The sequence below is a fragment of the Streptomyces sp. SM1 genome, from assembly GCF_002910825.1.
In the GTDB taxonomy this organism is placed as follows: Bacteria; Actinomycetota; Actinomycetes; order Streptomycetales; family Streptomycetaceae; genus Streptomyces; species Streptomyces okerensis.
The window spans coordinates 21,134-37,566 of the sequence record NZ_NEUB01000941.1; the positions used below are offsets into that span (position 1 = coordinate 21,134).

Annotated in this window: 15 protein-coding genes and 1 pseudogene; 7 read left to right on the plus strand and 9 right to left on the minus strand. The window is 70.9% G+C overall.

What is annotated here, in order from left to right:
• The first annotated feature begins 1 nt into the window (after position 1).
• From B9S61_RS32650 to B9S61_RS32665, 4 genes are all read left to right on the plus strand, one after another.
• Positions 2 to 919 carry an SCO2523 family variant P-loop protein gene (locus B9S61_RS32650; protein ID WP_103545414.1) on the plus strand — a complete coding sequence of 306 codons (918 nt, stop codon included), beginning with the start codon at positions 2 to 4 and terminating at the stop codon, positions 917 to 919.
• Positions 916 to 1,881 carry an SCO2522 family protein gene (locus tag B9S61_RS32655; RefSeq protein WP_103545415.1) on the plus strand — a complete coding sequence of 322 codons (966 nt, stop codon included), beginning with the start codon at positions 916 to 918 and terminating at the stop codon, positions 1,879 to 1,881. Before B9S61_RS32650 ends, B9S61_RS32655 begins: the two co-directional genes overlap by 4 nt.
• 1 nt (position 1,882) lies before the next feature.
• Positions 1,883 to 2,884 carry an SCO2521 family protein gene (locus B9S61_RS32660; protein ID WP_103545416.1) on the plus strand — a complete coding sequence of 334 codons (1,002 nt, stop codon included), beginning with the start codon at positions 1,883 to 1,885 and terminating at the stop codon, positions 2,882 to 2,884.
• A gap of 102 nt (positions 2,885 to 2,986) precedes the next feature.
• On the plus strand, positions 2,987 to 4,192 hold the full coding sequence (locus B9S61_RS32665; protein WP_103545417.1) for a hypothetical protein: 1,206 nt from the start codon (positions 2,987 to 2,989) through the stop codon (positions 4,190 to 4,192).
• 148 nt (positions 4,193 to 4,340) lie between these two features.
• Here the strand turns inward: B9S61_RS32665 and B9S61_RS32670 are convergent, their stop codons facing one another.
• On the minus strand, positions 4,341 to 4,712 hold the full coding sequence (locus B9S61_RS32670) for a hypothetical protein (RefSeq protein WP_103545418.1): 372 nt from the start codon (positions 4,710 to 4,712) through the stop codon (positions 4,341 to 4,343).
• A gap of 203 nt (positions 4,713 to 4,915) precedes the next feature.
• Between B9S61_RS32670 and B9S61_RS32675 the strand changes: the two genes are divergently transcribed.
• The gene (locus B9S61_RS32675; protein ID WP_103545419.1) at positions 4,916 to 5,518 is read left to right on the plus strand and encodes a transcriptional regulator; all 603 of its coding nucleotides are present in this window, start codon (positions 4,916 to 4,918) and stop codon (positions 5,516 to 5,518) included.
• Positions 5,519 to 5,529: 11 nt separating this feature from the next.
• Entirely contained in the window at positions 5,530 to 5,721 is a 192-nt protein-coding gene (locus tag B9S61_RS32680) for a hypothetical protein (RefSeq protein ID WP_103545420.1), read from the plus strand.
• Here the strand turns inward: B9S61_RS32680 and B9S61_RS32685 are convergent.
• The 7 genes and pseudogenes from B9S61_RS32685 to lanL form a co-directional block, all read right to left on the minus strand.
• Positions 5,718 to 6,644 (minus strand): annotated as a pseudogene (locus tag B9S61_RS32685) (alpha/beta hydrolase); the annotation flags it as partial. The gene B9S61_RS32680 and the pseudogene B9S61_RS32685 sit on opposite strands and share 4 nt — an antisense overlap.
• A 183-nt stretch (positions 6,645 to 6,827) precedes the next feature.
• A complete protein-coding gene (locus tag B9S61_RS32690) occupies positions 6,828 to 7,280 on the minus strand; it encodes a GNAT family N-acetyltransferase (protein ID WP_219819986.1) in 453 nt (150 codons plus the stop codon).
• A gap of 121 nt (positions 7,281 to 7,401) precedes the next feature.
• The gene (locus B9S61_RS42840; RefSeq protein ID WP_258039976.1) at positions 7,402 to 7,527 is read right to left on the minus strand and encodes a hypothetical protein; all 126 of its coding nucleotides are present in this window, start codon (positions 7,525 to 7,527) and stop codon (positions 7,402 to 7,404) included.
• A gap of 300 nt (positions 7,528 to 7,827) precedes the next feature.
• A complete protein-coding gene (locus tag B9S61_RS32695; RefSeq protein ID WP_181007637.1) occupies positions 7,828 to 8,709 on the minus strand; it encodes an ABC transporter permease in 882 nt (293 codons plus the stop codon).
• Complete coding sequence (locus tag B9S61_RS32700; protein WP_103545422.1) at positions 8,706 to 9,821, minus strand: ATP-binding cassette domain-containing protein; 1,116 nt, start codon at positions 9,819 to 9,821, stop codon at positions 8,706 to 8,708. Before B9S61_RS32700 ends, B9S61_RS32695 begins: the two co-directional genes overlap by 4 nt.
• Before the next feature lie 320 nt (positions 9,822 to 10,141).
• A complete protein-coding gene (locus B9S61_RS41235) occupies positions 10,142 to 10,297 on the minus strand; it encodes a VenA family class IV lanthipeptide (protein WP_181007638.1) in 156 nt (51 codons plus the stop codon).
• A 43-nt stretch (positions 10,298 to 10,340) separates the two neighbouring features.
• Complete coding sequence (lanL, locus tag B9S61_RS32705) at positions 10,341 to 13,013, minus strand: class IV lanthionine synthetase LanL (protein ID WP_103545423.1); 2,673 nt, start codon at positions 13,011 to 13,013, stop codon at positions 10,341 to 10,343.
• A gap of 895 nt (positions 13,014 to 13,908) precedes the next feature.
• On the opposite strand from lanL, the gene B9S61_RS32710 reads away from it, so the two are divergent.
• Positions 13,909 to 14,778: an IS5 family transposase gene (locus tag B9S61_RS32710; protein ID WP_258039977.1), complete on the plus strand. Its 870-nt coding sequence runs from the start codon at positions 13,909 to 13,911 to the stop codon at positions 14,776 to 14,778.
• A 131-nt stretch (positions 14,779 to 14,909) separates the two neighbouring features.
• On the opposite strand, the gene B9S61_RS32715 is transcribed toward B9S61_RS32710, so the two are convergent.
• Positions 14,910 to 16,358 (minus strand): IS66 family transposase, encoded by a 1,449-nt coding sequence (locus tag B9S61_RS32715; RefSeq protein ID WP_103542791.1) that lies wholly within the window; start codon positions 16,356 to 16,358, stop codon positions 14,910 to 14,912.
• Positions 16,359 to 16,433: the final 75 nt, after the last annotated feature.

The following is a 16,433-nucleotide window of genomic DNA, read 5'->3' on the forward strand; positions in this document are numbered from 1 at the left end:
CGTGTTCGTCTTCGCCGCCTCCGACAAGGGAGGCACGGGCCGCTCGGTCACCAGCGCCAACCTGGCCTATCAGCGCGCCCTCGGCGGCGACCACGTGGCCTACGTGGACTTCGACTTCGGGTCGCCGACCGCCGCCGCCGTCTTCGACGTCCCCAGCGCGATGCGCGGCACCCGGGAACGGGGCCTGCACTCCTATCTGGAGGGCGAGGTCACCGAACCGGCCGGCATCGACATCTGGCGGCACACCGAGCACTCCGTGCTGCGCGCCCGGCAGAACCAGGCCGGCCGCCTGGTCCTCTACCCCGGCGACATCGGCGGTGGCGAGTTCGCCACCGGCGAGGAGGCCCTGGAACGCTGCGTCGACCTCCTGCTGCGGCTCAACAGCGAGTTCGACCTCGTCGTGGTCGACCTGAGCGCCGGCCGCAGCTACGCCGTCGACCTGGTCCTGGCGGCGACGGCCCACCCCCGCACGCGCCACGTCCCCTACCGCTGGCTCGTCTTCCACCGCTGGACCCACCAGCATGTCATCGCCGCCGCCGGCCTCGTCCACCACGAGAACGGCATCGTCCGCAGCGGCGTCGACCGCGGACACGACGAGGAGACCCTGCAGGGCAGCATCCGCTTCGTCCGGGCCGCCGTGCCCGACCCCGAGTCGCCCCTGTGGTCGCAGGTCTCGCACGCCCAGCAGGCCTGGATGCAGTCCTGCGACAAGGCGCTGCGCCGGCTCGCCGCCGACCAGCGCGTCGGCGACAGCGTGGTCCTCGGCACCGTACCGCTGGAGCCCATCCTGCAGTGGCGCGAACAGCTGATCACCGAGGACGACGTGCTCTCCACCCAGATCGCCAACAAGGAGACGCTGGAAGCGCTCGAGGAGATCGCCCGGCGGCTGACCGACGACTCGCACTGGGGGCGGCCATGAAGGACGTGGTGTTCCGCGAAACCACCGCCGAGCCGCGGACCCAGTCGGTGCCGCTCTCCCATCTCTCCCTCGAACTCGGCCACTTGTACATGGAGGACTTCGAAGCCGGCCCCGGCCGTCTGCGCCGGCACTTCGAGGCGGTACGTCCCTGGGTGGAGGCGGCCCGGTCGGCCGCGGCCGACCGGGCCGGGGGCGGACGTCCGCGGATCAGCACCTGCTTCCTCGTCGACGACTACTTCACCCGTTTCTCCCGTCCCGCCGAACTCGTCCCCCTCCTGCTGGCGGAGGCCGGCCGCGCCGGACTGACCGTCGACTACCTGGCCCGCGAGTCCGGCTGCGCGGTCAACGGGAAGGTGCCCGTCGCGGAGGCGGTGGCCGGCCGTATCGTCGAGGAGCCGCCGCCCGGCAGCTACGGCAACCGGCCCCCGGCCGCGCAGACCGGCTGGCTGGCCAACGGGGTGCGCAGCCCCGCCGCGCGCACCCCGCAGGCCATGCAGAGGGCCGCCGCCTGGCAGCCGCCCACGGAGACCGCGGCACGGCGGCACTCCGTCTTCCTGGACGTCGAACTCTTCAGCGACACCCCCGACGGGCAGCGCGTGTGGTCCTGCCCCTTCCTGGCCGCCGTCTGGCAGCTCGCCCGCCTGGGGCTGCTCCGCCACCAGGGCGACGCCGTCCTCGACCCGCACCCCCACACGGGCTCCGCGTTTCCCGACGACTGGGACGAGCTGCCCGCGCTCGTCCGGCTCAACCCACGGGCCGCCCCGTTCGCCGCCTACCGGACCTGCTCCGTGCTGCCCAACCGCTTCCTGCCCGTCGAACACGCCGTCCGGGTGATCCTCGACCAGCTCGAGGTGGACGCCGAAGCCCTGCGCCAGGTCGGTGAACGGTCCGCCCGCGAGAACGTGTCCCTGCCCGCGTCGGTGGCCGACCGCGTCTCCTACCTCTTCTACGCGGGGTCCTGACATGGCGCCGGAGGGGACCGCACCGCGTGCCGTGCTCGCCTGCGGCGAGGTCCGGACCTGCCTGCTGCCCGCCGGACAGGCCCTGGACAGCCGCGCCGCCGCCCAGTTGCTGCGCCTGCGCGCCGACGAGCGGGTCCTGGTCTCCGAGCGGCCCAACCTCTACGGGCTCTCACCCGACACCCTCACCGGAGTCGACTGCCGGCTGCCCAGCTCCAACGGCGCCCGTGTCCGCGCGGTCGGCACGGTCGCCGCCCGGGCCGCGCTCACCGAGGGCCGCGTGCTGCAGACCTCCGCGTACTTCCGTGTCCCCGCCACCGGACCCGACCACCGCCGGCCCTGGGGCCAGTACCTGGTAAGGCCCGGAGTGGTCGAGCCGTTCGGCAGGCTGCCCCGCGAGGCGGTCGCCGAGGGCCTGCTCGACGGAGGGCGGCACGGGGAGCTCGACGTCGGGCTGATCGCCGACGGGATGCAGACCCGGCTGCTGCGGCACCCCCTGCTCGACCACCGGCCGCCCCTGAGATCCCGGCCCACCCGGCTCCGCTGGGTGGCCCTGCCCGCGCGGGACGGCGACGGCCCGTCCATCGAGCGGTTCACCCTCGCCGAGGACGCGCTGCGCACCGTACGGCTGCGGGTCCCGGAGGGCGTCCGCAGCGCCGACATCGCCGGGCTCTGCGACGACCTCGCCCTGCACGACTGGCTGCTGACGACCGTGGTCCGCATCCTTGACGGCATCCGCCTGGGCCCCGGTGAACCCTGGCCGCGGCCGGGCCCGGCGGGCGACCTCCCCGTCGTGGTCGGGGCGCTGCGGCCCGCCGTGGACCACCTGCTGCACCTGTGGATGCCCCGGGCCCGGGTGTCCGGCGAACTCGCCCACCTGTGGGCGGCGCTGGAGGAACGACCCGGGTTCACCCGGCAGTGGCTCACCCTGGTGCAGCGCGTCCGCGACCAGCTGGCCCTGCACGCCATCCCCCCGTCGTACCGGGAGGTGGAGCCGAGACCCTGACCCCGCCCCGCCGTGAGCGCGGGCTCGACGGCACATCCGAAGCACCTCACGCACTTCCCGCATCCCGAACCGACGACGTTTCCCAACGGGGGGAGAAGCGAGATGAGCACGGCACAGGCACCTCAGCCCGAAGACACATCCGGCCCGCCGGGCACGGTGGGCACGTCCGGTCACCCGGGCGGCCGGAGGCCGGCCGGCAGGCCGGCTCCGCCCCGCGCCCCGCACACCCCGGACCGGCCACCGGACACCCCCGCCACGGAGGCCGCACACCGGGGGACCGACCCGTCCCCGTGGCCCCGCAGACTCCTGGCCGGCCTCGTCGTGGGCCTGCCCGCCTGGGGCGTCGCCGCGTTACTGAGCCCGGAGGACGGCCCGTTGCGGCACCTCGGCGCCGCCGGTATCTGTGCCGTCGCCGCGATGGCCTTCCAGCACCTCCACCTCGCACAGGACCGGACGGCGGAAGCACGCGCCCGGCGGGCGGAGAGCCTGCTGGCCGAGACCGCCGCCACCGTACGGGACGGACTGCGGCGCTACGACGATCTGCAGAGCGGCCTGACCCGGCACACCGAGGACATGAAGCAGATCGTCGAGGCCCGGCTGATCGCGCCCGCCCGTGTCGATCTCCCGCCCGCGCCGGTCCGGGTCCGTATCGACTCGGTGCCCGACCTGGCCACCAACTTCGCCGAGGTCCTGGCACCGGACCTGCCGATCCTCTCCACCTTCGTCCGCCTGGAGATGCAGCGGGTGATCGGTCAGATGACGGACCTCACCACCCTGACCGCGGAGTGCCCCGGTGAGAACCACGACTGGATGCTCAGCCTCACCCGTGCCGCCGAGGACTCCATCTGCGCCACCAGCACCTCCGTCGACCGGGAGTTCTGGAACAGCGAGCCCGCGAGCCGCTATCTCCACGCCCAGAAGGAGGCGATCGACGAGCACGGGGTCCCGGTCCGGCGGCTGTTCCTGCTGGAGAGCGCGCGGGAACTGGACGACCGGCTGCTGCGTCTGTGCGAGGAGCAGGAGGTCCTGCACATCGAAGTGCGCGTGGCCGTCCTGCCGGAGCTGCCGCCGCACCTGCTGCGCGGCACCACCAACGACTTCATCGTCTACGACGAGGCGGTCTCCTTCGAGATCGACCAGGACCTGCGCGACGTCAACATCAGAACCCGGCTCATCGCCCGCCAGGACCACGTCCAGGACCGGATGAAACGCTTCCGGGAACTCTGGGAGGCCGGCATGAGCCTGCGCGAACTGGAAGTACGGGTCGACGACGAGGAGGACGGCACCTGGATGGTCGACCGGGCGTGACCCGCCGGCCCGGCCCGGCTACTCCCCGGGGAGTAACCGGCGCCTCCGGCCGCCCGTCGCAGTACCCCGCGACCCGGCCTCACGCCCGGCGTCATGGCGTACGAGTCGGGGCTGGTGGCGCCGGGGAGGGTGTGAGCCGCCCGACGGCTCACAGGGTGTGGTGCAGCCAGCGCTGGATGGTGGCGTTGATGCCGCCGGACAGGGCGCTCAGGCTCTCGATGGCCTCGCGGTCCTCGGGGCGCGGCGGGATGCCGGCGGCGGTCAGCGCGGCGTGGAGATCCAGCTTGCGGCGGTCGCGCGGGTCGATGCCGATGCCGATGTGGGTGTCGAGGCGGTCGGCCGGGTTCGGCGGGCCGGGCAGGGGGGCAGGGAGCGGCGGGGCCAGCAGGTAGTCGCTCGGGTGGTCCCCCGCCGGCTGTCCCTCCGCCGGGGGCCACCAGGCGGCGCCCGTGGCGCCGTCGGCGTCACAGGGGTCGACGAGGGCATGGTGCGGGCCGTACTGGAAAGCGGTCGCGGTCATGTCGGTCTCCTCACCAACGGGTGTCGGTTCTGCAGGACAGGAGGCCGGCAGCGGGAGCCCCGGTTGCGACGGAGGCGAAACGTCACGCCAACGGCGTCATCGGCAGTTCATCGTCCGGTCGGACGAACGGCCACGGAGTCCGCAAAGGATTGATTGCAAAGAAATCATTGCAATCAATCCTTTGCAGCGATACCTTTGTATCCATGGACGAGCCCAAGGACCCTCAGAACCACAGCGACCCGCAGCTCCGCAGCCTCGACGCCCGCTCGTTGCGCGGGCTCGCGCACCCCCTGCGCATGCGGCTGCTGAACGCGCTGCGGCGCGGCGGGCCGGCCACCGCTTCGCAACTGGCCGCGAAACTGGGCGAGTCCAGCGGAGCCACCAGCTACCACCTGCGCCAGCTCGCCACCCACGGGTTCGTGGAGGACGCGCCGGAGCACGGCAAGGGGCGGGAGCGGTGGTGGAAGGCGGTCCACCGGGGAGTGCGCTTCGACGACTCCCTGCTCAAGGACCGCGACCCGGCGGTCCGCGGGGCCGCCGACCTGTTCCTGCACGAGGTCGCCAACCACCACACCCAGGAGGTCGCGACCTGGCTCGGCACCGGTGACGACTGGCCCGAGGCCTGGCGCCGAGCGTCGGACATGAGCGACTGGACGCTGAGCCTCACGCCGGAACTCGCGGAGGAACTCGTCCACAGGATGCACGACCTCGTGCAGAGCTACCGCGCGCAGTCCCCCGGGGACGGCGCCCCGGACGCCGAACAGGTGCGCGTCCACACCCATCTCTTCCCCGTCCGCACGGACTGAGAGGCTGCCCGATGCACCCGGAGATCCATCTCGCCCTGCACCACGCCCGCGCCGTCGAACTCCGGGCGGAAGCGGACGCGTACCGCCTCGCCGCCTCCGCCCGGCGGCCACACCCCCTTCGCGCCCGTCTCGGCTGGACCCTGGTCGGCCTCGGCCTGCGCCTGGCAGTCGCCTCCCCCGGAAGGCCGGCCCTCGCCTCCTAGCGGCAGTACGTGTCCCGTCGGGGGCGTTCGCCGGTGGTCAGGAAGTGGGAGACCGTGCGGTCGCCGCAGGCGTTGCCGTCGGCGAGGTAGGAGCCGCGGCCGGTCGCGTCGACGGTCACCATCACGGCCCGCCGGCCGAGGGCCTCGCGCATCCTCAGCGCGCCGGTGAGGGGTGTGGCGACGTCCCGTTCGTTCTGGACGAGGAGGATGTTTGACGGCCCCCGTCCGGTGATCCGCGTCGGGGCCTCGCGGGGCGGGTAGGGCCAAGCGGCGCACGGCATCACGTTGCGGGGCATGCCCGCGGTGAGCGGGTACGCGGCCCGGCTCTCGGCTACGACCTTCTCGTACACGGCGGGCGACCTGGGCCATTCCACGTCGTTGCAGAGCGCTCCGACGCCGACAGCGGTCACGTTCTGCACCACCGGCTCCGGAGGCGTCGCCGGCGCGGGCGGTACGGTGCCCTGCCCGGCCGCCCGCATCAGCTTCGCGAGGGCCGGGTAACGTCCGGGCCGGAAGAGGCTGTCCAGCATGGTCTGGCGCGGGACGTTGCCGTTCAGCTCCGCCGGGTCGGCGCCGGGCCAGGGGATCGGCTCGCGGTCGAGGCGGGCGGCGAGCCGCAGGAACAGCGGACGCACCTCGGCGGCCGTGTCCGCCACCCGGTCCGGGTTCCCGGGCGCCGACGCCCATGCGGCGAAGTGCGGGAACACGTCCTCGACGCCCTGCTCGAACCCGGCGAGCCAGGCGCGGGCCACGCGTGCCGGATCCGGGTTGTCGATGCTGTCCAGCACGATCCGGTCCGTCCGGTGCGGGAACATCTGGCTGTAGACCGCTCCGACGTACGTCCCGTACGAGACGCCCCACGCGGAGATCTTCCGCTCGCCCAGCGCGGCCCGGACGCGGTCGAGGTCACGCGTGGCTTCGTTGATCTGTAGGAACAGCGAATGTCGACCGGTTTCGGAGGCGTGTAGCGATCGCTGAGGTCACGGCTGTCGATGAGAAATGACGGCACGGTCGCGTCTGGGACGTGTCACAGCCGGCACTCATCACCGGGATGGGGTTCGCCAGTGAGGGCGGCCATGTCCGTGCTGCGGCCGGGAGGGGGATCTCTATTGCGTCATGTCACGCAGGTCAGGGCGGTTCCTGGGCAATCCGAAGCCTGCCATCTGCTTCTCCTCGCAGGACAGGAAGCCAAGGCTCCGGTAGAACGCGTGATTGCGCTTGCCTCCCGGTGACGACTCGTGGTCTGTGGAGAGGAGAAGGAAGCGGCAGTGCGAGTAGCGCTGCATGAGGTGCTCGACCAGGGCTCGGCCGACGCCCTGCCGGTGATGCGCCGGGTTGACCACGACGTCCTGGACGTAGCAGATGTGCTCGTCGTCGGAGACGGTCCGGGCCAGCCCGAGGAGCGTTCCTGAACCGTCTCGTGCGGCGATGACGAGGTGAGAGTTCCGCAGGCCGCGGCAGAGCTTGTCGACGTCGGCGGTGTAGCCCTCCCAGCCGACCGAGTCGTAGAGGCTCAGCATCTCATCAGGATCGAAAACGCCCTCTTCCGCGATGAACACGCCAAACCCCCTGCGACTGTGCCGCTTGTCGATGCCGACCTCTCACCGCATCTGACTTACTCAAGGCCCGTTTGCTGATCTGCTGGGCAGGCCTGGCAGCCGAGGCCGGGGCGCGGGCGGTTCACTGGTCGGACGTGTCACCGCACAGCCTGCTTCGCAGCAGGAGCAGGATGTGTGGGTCGGCCAGCGGCACGAGTTGCTCCAGCAGGAGACGGATGCGGGCGTCGTCGGCCTCCCGTACGGCCAACACGATGTGTTCGACTAGCCTCCCGGCGTCTGGCTGCGATTGCACCGGACCGGCCGCGGGCCCAACCTGGCCGGCCGGTCCGGCACGATCGCCGGTCGGGGCATGGATGTCCGGTCGCTGCACCTCAGCCCTCCCGGCCACAACAACGCGGCCTCAAGGGCTCTCGTTACGGTCCGCAACGGCAGGAACGTCCCTCCGTAAATCCGTGCACTCGGTTCCGGTACGGGCTGGCAGCCCCCTCCGCACCCGGTCGTGGTTCAGCATCGGGCCGGTGGGGATGGTGGGCCGAGTCGCTTGGTGTCATTCGGGGCGGTTGAAGCGGTGGGCGGCCCAGAGCAGGGCCATGGCACCCGTGGTCAGGAGGACCCCGGCTTCGAGGAACAGCGGAGGTTGTCGGCCGAACCATTCGAGGCCTGCCGCGGCTGCCTGGTCGGGTACCCGGAGGGCGATGCTGCGGCGGAGCAGGTCCACGCCGTAGGCCAGCGGGTTGGCGGCGGCCAGCGTGTGGGCCCAGCCCGGCAGGTTCTCGATCGGGAAGAAGCCGCCGGAGAGGAACAGCAGCGGCATCATCACCAGGCCGAGCAGCATGTGGAACACCTCGGGGCGGCGCAGGGTCACGGCCAGGGCCAGGGAGAGGGCCGTGATGGTGAAGGAGGCCAGGATCATGCCGGCGAGGAGCAGTGCCAGGAGGAGTGGATCGTAGGGCAGGCCGACCGCGCCGGCGAGGGCGAGCAGGACGGCGCCCTGGACGGCGGCGACGGTGGTGCCTCCGGCACAGCTTCCGAGGAGGAGGGTGGAGCGGTATACCGGGGCCATGAGTAGTTCGCGCAGGTAGCCGCTCTGGCGGTCGGTGATCAGGCGGATGCCGACCATGATGGCCGGGGTCTGGACGGTCATCATCAGCATGCCGGGGAAGAGGTAGGTCTGGTAGCCGACACCCAGTGTGGTGTGGGGGATCAGGGCGGCCAGGCCACCTCCGAGGACGAAGAGGTAGAGCACCGGCTGGATCAGCATCAGTGCGGTGTGGGTGCGCTGGGTGGACAGGCGCAGCAGGTCGCGGTGGATCAGTGCGTGGACCGCGCGCAGTTCGCGGCGCAGGCGGGATGGCGGCGCAGGGACTGCGGCGTCGGGGCTGTCAGGAGGGTTCGGGGCTCCGGGTGCCCTGAGGGCGGGTGCGGTCACAGGGCACCCTCGGTCGTCGCCGTGGTTCGGGTCGGCTGGATGGTGGCGGGGGTGGGGTGGGTGCGTGCGGTGTGGATGCTGCGGCCGGTGTGGTGGAAGAAGACGTCGTCGAGTGTCGGCGGGGTCGCGGAGGCGGCCTGGACGGGGATGCCGTGGGCTTCCAGGGCCGCGCAGAGGCGGGGGATCCATGAGCTGCCGTTGGGTACGCGCAGGCTGATCCCGCCGGTGTCCAGGGTCGTGATGGTGCCGGGGGGTGCGGTGCGGCGTACGACCTGGTGCGCCGCCGGGTCGTCGCCGGTGCGCAGCGTCACGCGGTCGTCGCCGATCGCGGCCTTGAGGGCGAAGGGGGTGCCTTGTGCCGCCAGGCGGCCGCCGTCGATGATGGCGAGGCGGCCGCAGTTCTCCGCCTCTTCCAGGTAGTGGGTGGTGACGAAGAGTGTGGTTCCTTGCCGGTCGCGCAGGGTGCGCAGGTGTTCCCAGACCTGGGCTCGGGCGTGGGGGTCGAGTCCGGTGGTCGGCTCGTCGAGGAACAGGATCCGGGGTTCGTGCAGCAGGCCCCGGGCGAGTTCCAGGCGCCGTCGCATACCGCCGGAGAGGGTGCGTACCGGAGAACGTCGCCGGTCGGCCAGTGCGACCGCCTCGAGTGTTTCGGTGACGCGGCGGCGGACGTGGCGGCGGCTCATCCCGTAGAGGCGTGCGTGGATGTGGAGGTTCTGTTCTGCGGTGAGGTCGGTGTCCAGGGCGCTGTGCTGGAAGAGCATGCCGACCTGCCGCCGCACCTGGTCCGGTTGGCTGAGCACGTCGGCGCCGGCCACCGTGGCCTGGCCGGCGGTGGGGCGGGCCAGGGCGCACAGCAGGGCGATGGTGGTGGACTTCCCGGCGCCGTTGGGGCCGAGGAAGGCGAAGGTTTCCCCTTGGAGCACGTCCAGGTCCAGGCCGCGGACGGCGTGGATGCTGGTCCCGTCCGGGCCCGGGTAGCTCTTGACGAGACCGCGCGTGCTGATGGCGTACGCCGACTCGGGAGCGGACCCCGTGGTGGTGTGCGGGCTCGTCAGGGCGGCCGTCAGGAGGGTTGCCTGGGCGGGGGCGTCGTCACCGGCGTGCGGCTGCATGGTCGGATCCTCGTCTGCGGAGTGCCGTCAGCGGACTCGGGCGTGGGGCGGTTCGGGGGGAGCCCGGCGCGGGTGGGGCCTTGTCCGGCGCGCGGTTCCCTGATGGAGGGGGGTGGGGCTTGTGCTCCGGCCGGCGGCGCCGTGGGGCAGCCGGCCGGCCGGAGGTCCGTGGAGCCCGTTCCGTCTTGTCCCGTCGGGTATCGACCAGGGAGCACGGGGTACTCCCTCCCGGCGGGTCCGGTGTTCAGCGCCCGGTCAACGAGACCGCCGTTGTTCTGGCCGCTGAGACGTACCGGAGCCGAAGGGCCCCTAGTGCCTGGTCAGGCGCAGCTGACGCCGACACAGACGGTGTTGATGAGCGTCAGCAGGCCGACGCACTCGCAGGTGTTGGCGAACGCGGCTCCGTCGGCGCCGATCGGGTCGGTCTCCGGAAGGGCGTGCAGGTGAGCCAGCAGTTCGAGGTCGCGGTTCTCCATGGCTTTCTCCTTCTCTGTGGGATGGCGGCAGATTTCCTGCCGCTCAGCCCGGCTGCTGGATCATCCAGTGCCGGGAGTCTGTGTGGTGGGTCCGCAGGAGGAACGCCAGGATTCCCGCGGATCCGTCGCTCCAGCCCGTCGAGACGTCCCCGTACTCGTTGGGGAAGACAACGTGACCGTCGCGGTGGGCCCGTTCGGAAACGATGAGGCGGGCCAGGTCCTGGGCCATCGTGTGGTGGGCGGGATCCCCCGTGGCCGTGGCCATGTCGAGGAGGAAGTCGCCGTTGCCCGCCAGCCCGTGGCACTGGGTGAGGGGGGCGCGGGACGCCCGCTCCACGACGGCTCGTGCGGCGTGGCGGGCGAGTTCACCGAACCGGTCGTCGCCGGTGGTCTGCCACAGCCGGACCAGGAAGGTGCCGATCCCGGCCGATCCGTGGCACCAGTACGGGGCGGTGGGCACGTCGCCGGCCTGGGCCGGCCACTGGGCCGCCTCGCCGACCATCACGGCGCTGGCCACCAGTTCCTCACCCGCTGCCACGGCCAGGTCCAGGTGCTCCTGCCGGTTCGAGATGGCTGCGGCGGCGAGGAGGAAGCATCCGATGCCGGATGTTCCGTGGGCGAAGCCGAGGTAGCGTTTTCCGGCTTCCGTGGCGAGGACTTCCGCGGGGACCGGCCAGCTCACGCCGGACGGCTCGGTCCGCACGACAGCTGCCAGCCGGTCGGCCGCGTCGGCGACCAACCCGGCCAGGCGCGGGTCGCCGGTCCGGTGCCACAGGTGGGCGGCGGCCAGTCCGCTGCCTGCGGTGCCGTGGGTGATGTCGTGGTGGGGCGTCGGCTCCTGCGGAGCCAGGGCAAGGGCCATCGCGTGATCCATGAGGGCGCGGTCATCGACGGCGCGTCCGGCCTCGTACAGGGCCCAGGCGGTCCCCCGGCCGCCGAAGTGCAGGCCTGGGCGGGTGGAGCGGGTGTCGGTACGCGCAGCGATCCAGTGGCCCGCGGTGGATATCAGCTCTGGAAGGCGCGGATCGCCGGTGAGTTCGAAGTACCGGGTCAGGACCGCCAGGACACCGGACGCGCCCTGCTGCACCGTGCACGGGTCTGTCTCCCCCGCCAGGGTGGAGACCGGCCACAGCCGCCGCTGGTCCTTCGGGGTCATCGAATCGACGAGGTGGTCCACGATCCCCGCCACCGAGACCGCTGTGGCATCGCCCCGGAGGTCCCTGCCCGCCGGCCCGGCGGCGGGGTGCACGGGGAACGGCCTTTCGGTGCGGCGCAGGTCCGCACGTGCCCTGGCCGGGTCCCAGCGCTCTGCCGGATCGTCCTTCATCAGCCCGAGGATCATCTCGGGCAGGCCGTCCGGCAGGCGGAGTGTGCGCTCGCGGGCGGCCAGCCACTCGGCGAGCCGCTGCTCCGCGGATCTGGTGGCGGGCTCCTCGGGCAGCAGATTGGGGACCTTCCCGGCAAGGACGAAGCACACCGTGGCGCCGAGGCTGTAGTAGTCGGCCGTAGGGGAGACGGGTGCGTCCCGCAGTCGCTCGGGGGCGCTGAATCCCGGGGTTCCCACCGTCGTCGGAAGGGCGGCATGGCCCTTCAGGACCGCAAGCTCCAGATCGATCAGACGCAGTTCACCGTCCGGCCGGACCATGATGTTGCCAGGGGTGAAATCTCGCAGGACGCAGCCGTGGGCGTGGGCCGCGGCGACGAGGTCCACCAGACGTCCGACCTGGTCCAGAGCGTCGGCGCCGTAGCGCTCGCTGCCGACATCGCGGAAGTGCTCGGCGACCCAGCTCCGCAGGGGGACACCCGGTATCTCCTCCTGCGCCAGGAACAGGTGTCCGCCGTGCTCGAACATCGCGAGGAGCTCCGGCGCCAGGCCCGTGCCGGCGAGGTGCTCCAGCGCCCGGGACTCCGCACGCAGCCAGTCGCGTACGTCACAGCCGGACGCGTCGGCCTCCACGTGCGGGCGGGCCTCCTTGATGACCACGGGTGCACCCGTGGCGACGTCCGTCCCCCGGTAGACGCCGCCCTTGTTCGTGTGGCGGATCGCCTCCCGTACCGAGAAACGCCCACCCAGCAAGACCGGGCCCGTCGGCGCCTCCTCCGTACGCGGCGCGGCTGGTACCGGTGCGGGGAAGGGGCTGACCGCCCAAGAGGGCGGGGAATACTGGCCGGTGCGGATGTCCTCGACGGGATTGCCGTCGGGGTCCTCGTAGAACCACACCAAAAGCCCCTGCTCCGACAGCCTTCGTCGGCCGACGAAGGCCCCGTAGCGGTAGTGCACCAGGCTGTTCACCGCGTACGGCTGGTCCGACAGGATCCGGGGGCCGGCCAGATTCGCCGTCACCTTGTGCAGATCCAGCGCGATCCGGGCCGCGTCGGCATCGGAGCACGGATAGACGGTGATGAACTTGCCTGAGCTTCCCCGCGGTGTGGCACGGGAGTTGAGCGCGCTCACCTGCTCCAGGGACCGGGCGAACTTGAACGCCGACTCCTCCCGCAGCAGCACGTCCAGGGCCCGCGCGAGGACTGCCGGCGCGGAGGCGGACGTCGCCGACACGTGCAGCTTCCAGCCCTGCTTGCGCTGAATCCCGGACAGGGTTGCGAGACGGCACCACGTCTCGTCCGCGTCGGTGGTCCACCGCGCGCCCTCACCAGAGGCTTCCAGCGCCCGGCGCAGCAGTTCCTCAAGGTCGACTCTGGTTGCGTGGCTCGTCATGCCTGCCTCTCTCAACGGCGAGGACCGCTGGCTGGAATACGCCTTGCATGAAAACGTATTACTCGTGCACGACGGACGCACTGGGTCCGGCGAGCGCACGGTGTCGTTACGATGCCGAATGATGCCAACCGGCGTGGAAAAGGAGCACGCGGGAGGCTGAAATGCGCCTACAGTCGGGATCCATGGGGCCCGGCACCACAACAGAGATTCAGATAGACCTGATTGAACCTGACCAAAATCCCGAGAGTCCTGCCAGCTGTCAAAGCCGGCCGAACTATCAGGGCGCACCCCGACCGGACCTACCTCAAAGATCTTCACACTCGGCAACAATCAGGGCTGACCTGCGCTTCACTACCAGACAGCCTTCATTCTCGGCTCGAACGCCGCACACAACAGGAACGACCGATTCGAACACGGCGAACCCCATCGACGCGGTACTTCCGCCCCAAAGCTTCCCCCTCAACCGGGCCTCAGTAAAGGGTTCGATTAGGCCACGCCTCCGAATAGACGCAGAGGCGATTCAACACGCATCCGATACTTGGGATCAGACGCCTGAGCTGCAATATTGTGAAAAAATTGAACATCGAAAGACCATGATACGTCAGGGAAATCGGCTCAAAATAGAGAACCGGACCTCTCGTGGGATCGCAGAGAATGCAGCGACCCCTGAGACTCCCGGAGAAATAGAGGCAAACAGCGCCTCGCCTGTCGACCATCCCAGGCCCTTGCGCCGCTGCCCGGCGCAGGCGTCAGAAGCCGTATCTCAACCGATCATGGAACGTGCGGCTCGAACAGGCTTCCCATCTGGGCGATCTTCCCGTTGTACGCGCATGAAGGCAGGGCCTCTCGGTAGCTCGGGGATGCGAATCTGACCGAGCAGTACCAGGAGGCCCTGGTGTCCTTGTTGTACGCGTCCGAGCCCGTCCGGTTCAACTCGGCTGCTCCATCGTGTGATTGCTTCGCGCACGTGTACGGCAACGCGGCCGACCATCCCGACCGGGTGCGGCGGTATCCGTCGGACATGACGGACGAGGAGTGGGTGGCCATCCGGCCGTTGCTGCCGGTGCCGGCCTGGCTGAACGGACGGGGCGGACTCCCCGAGGGCTACTGCCACCGCCAGATGCTCGACGCGGTCCGCTACCTGGTCGCGGGCGGGATCTCCTGGCGGGCGATGCCCGCGGACTTCCCCGCCTGGGGCCGGGTCTACGCCTTCTTCCGCCGCTGGCGCGAGCACGGGCTGATCGCCGAGTTCCACGACCGGCTGCGCGGGAAGGTCCGTGAACTCGAGGGCCGCGAGGCCGAGCCCACGGCGGGGATCATCGACGCCCAGTCGGTGCGGGACGCCGCGACGGTCCCGGCCGCCTCACACGGCTACGACGGCGGGAAGAAGGTGCCGGGCCGCAAACGGCACATCGCGACCGACACCCTTGGTCTGCTCCTGGTCGTCTGCGTCACGGCCGCGAACATCGGCGACCGGGACGCCGCGACGGGCCTGCTGACCCGGCTGCGCCGCCTGCACCGTGACATCACCCTCGTCTGGGCTGACGGCGGCCACACCGGCGGCCTCATCGGCTGGTGCCGGGACACACTCGCTCTGACCTTGGGGATCGTCAAGCGGACCGACAACATGGAGGGGTTCGTGGTGCTGCCGAGGCGGTGGGTGGCAGAGCGCACATTCGCGTGGCTAATGAACTCCCGCCGTCTGACCCGGGACTACGAGACCCTGAACCGCCCCGGGTTCGGTAGAGATCTCAGATTGTGGTGATGACCTGGAGTTTCGTGAGTTCGGTGTAGTAGTTGGCTTCGTATTCGACCGGTGGGACGTGGCCTATCTCACCGTGCAGTCGCCTGTGGTTGTACCAGTCGACCCACTCGGCGGGTAACTGTTTAGGGGTTTCAGCTGGTTGCGGGCAGCATCCATGGCCGTCCGGCGAAGAGGTCGCGCAGGGCGGTGAGGGGGCTGATGCCGTGTGTGCGGACGGTGGAGATGTGGGCGCGGATCCGGGCGAAGCGCCTTGCGCCGGTCAGGGTCCGCCAGGCCCCGGAGACCTTCTGTTGCACCTTGATCATCCGTAGGTCGCGTTCGGCCTGGTTGTTGTCGAACGGGACACTGAAGCCGACCATGTACCGCTGGTACATGGTGGTGCGGTCCCGCAGGCGCATGGCCAGAGCCCTGGCCTTGGAGCGGGGGCCGGTGCCGGCGTAGGGGTTGGCGGCGATGCCGCACAACGCTGCCTGCCGGTAGCGGTCCTGGAAACCGGCCGACGTCTCGGCGTCCAGGGCGTCGTGCCCGGTGGCCACAGCGTCGGCGACTGCGTCCTTCGCCTCGACCAGGACATCGATCATCGCCTGGGCCCAGGCGGGGTCATGGCGGGTGTCCTCGGTCACGGCAATGGGTTCACGCAGCACGTGCGCCCCGCACAGGGCCTGCGCGTCGCCGTAGACCGTGTAGGGGGCCAGGGCATCGGTGACCAGGGTGCCGGTGAAGCCGGGCAGGACGCCGAGGTCGTCCATGGCCGCCCGGCCGCGCTGGTGGTGGATGCCGTAGAAGGTGACCAGGTGGGTGCACATCACGTGCAGCCAGTGCAGTTTCCCCGCGACCCGTACCCCGGACTCGTCCGCGTGCGCGACCGGCACCGTGGCCAGGTGGTCCTTGACCTGGGCCTCGAAGGACCCGAGCCCGTCGTGGGCGCGAGCCGGGACGGACAGGACGGTGCCGGTGGAGACCGGCAGGCTGAACAGGCAGTCCATGGCCTCGGCGAGGCGTTGGGCCGGCAGGTGCTGATAGGCCGACAGGCAGGCGATCGCGGCTCGGACGCCGGGTCCGTACACGGCGGCCGCCGTGGGCAGGTCCGGAGCCGTCGCCGTGGTGGTGTACCCGCAACCGCACACCGCCCGGTGCAGCCGGTGCTCGGTCACCTGGGGGCGGATCTCGGGCAGATCGAAGACCTGCCGGGCCCGGAAGCCCGAACCCGACGCATCGGACAGACCACCGCCACAGCTGCCGCACGCGGCCGGATGATGATCGACTATCACGTCCGGGTCGGTGACCTGCTCCAGCCGGCCACCGGGATCGCCCTTGGCCCGGCCCGGCCGACGCCCCGACGCCTTGCGCAGCGACTTCGGTGCGGGCCTCTTGTCCAGCCCGTCACTGGACGGCGGCTTGGAGGAGTTGCGCCAATCAGCGGCCAGCCGCCGCTTCAACTCCGCGATCTCAGCGTCCTGCTCGACGATCCGTGCTTCACGTCGCTCAATCGTCGCGGCCTGCGCGGCTGCTACCAGCCTCAGCTCCACGATCAGACCGGCCAGCTCGTTGTACGACGGCGGCGGCTGCTCGGAGGTCACAAGATCAATCTACTCGACCATCGCGACTGCCCCGCACCACGTCACCGCAGGTCACGGACGGCCGTAAACAGTCAC

Excerpts from the sequence above, each read along its gene's own strand:
- B9S61_RS32655 (WP_103545415.1), top strand. The coding sequence starts at position 916 with ATGAAGGACGTGGTGTTCCGCGAAACCACCGCCGAGCCGCGGACCCAG.
- B9S61_RS32660 (WP_103545416.1), top strand. The coding sequence starts at position 1,883 with ATGGCGCCGGAGGGGACCGCACCGCGTGCCGTGCTCGCCTGCGGCGAG.
- B9S61_RS32665 (WP_103545417.1), top strand. The coding sequence starts at position 2,987 with ATGAGCACGGCACAGGCACCTCAGCCCGAAGACACATCCGGCCCGCCG.
- B9S61_RS32670 (WP_103545418.1), bottom strand. The coding sequence starts at position 4,712 with ATGACCGCGACCGCTTTCCAGTACGGCCCGCACCATGCCCTCGTCGAC.
- B9S61_RS32675 (WP_103545419.1), top strand. The coding sequence starts at position 4,916 with ATGGACGAGCCCAAGGACCCTCAGAACCACAGCGACCCGCAGCTCCGC.
- B9S61_RS32680 (WP_103545420.1), top strand. The coding sequence starts at position 5,530 with ATGCACCCGGAGATCCATCTCGCCCTGCACCACGCCCGCGCCGTCGAA.
- B9S61_RS32700 (WP_103545422.1), bottom strand. The coding sequence starts at position 9,821 with ATGCAGCCGCACGCCGGTGACGACGCCCCCGCCCAGGCAACCCTCCTG.
- B9S61_RS41235 (WP_181007638.1), bottom strand. The coding sequence starts at position 10,297 with ATGGAGAACCGCGACCTCGAACTGCTGGCTCACCTGCACGCCCTTCCG.
- lanL (WP_103545423.1), bottom strand. The coding sequence starts at position 13,013 with ATGACGAGCCACGCAACCAGAGTCGACCTTGAGGAACTGCTGCGCCGG.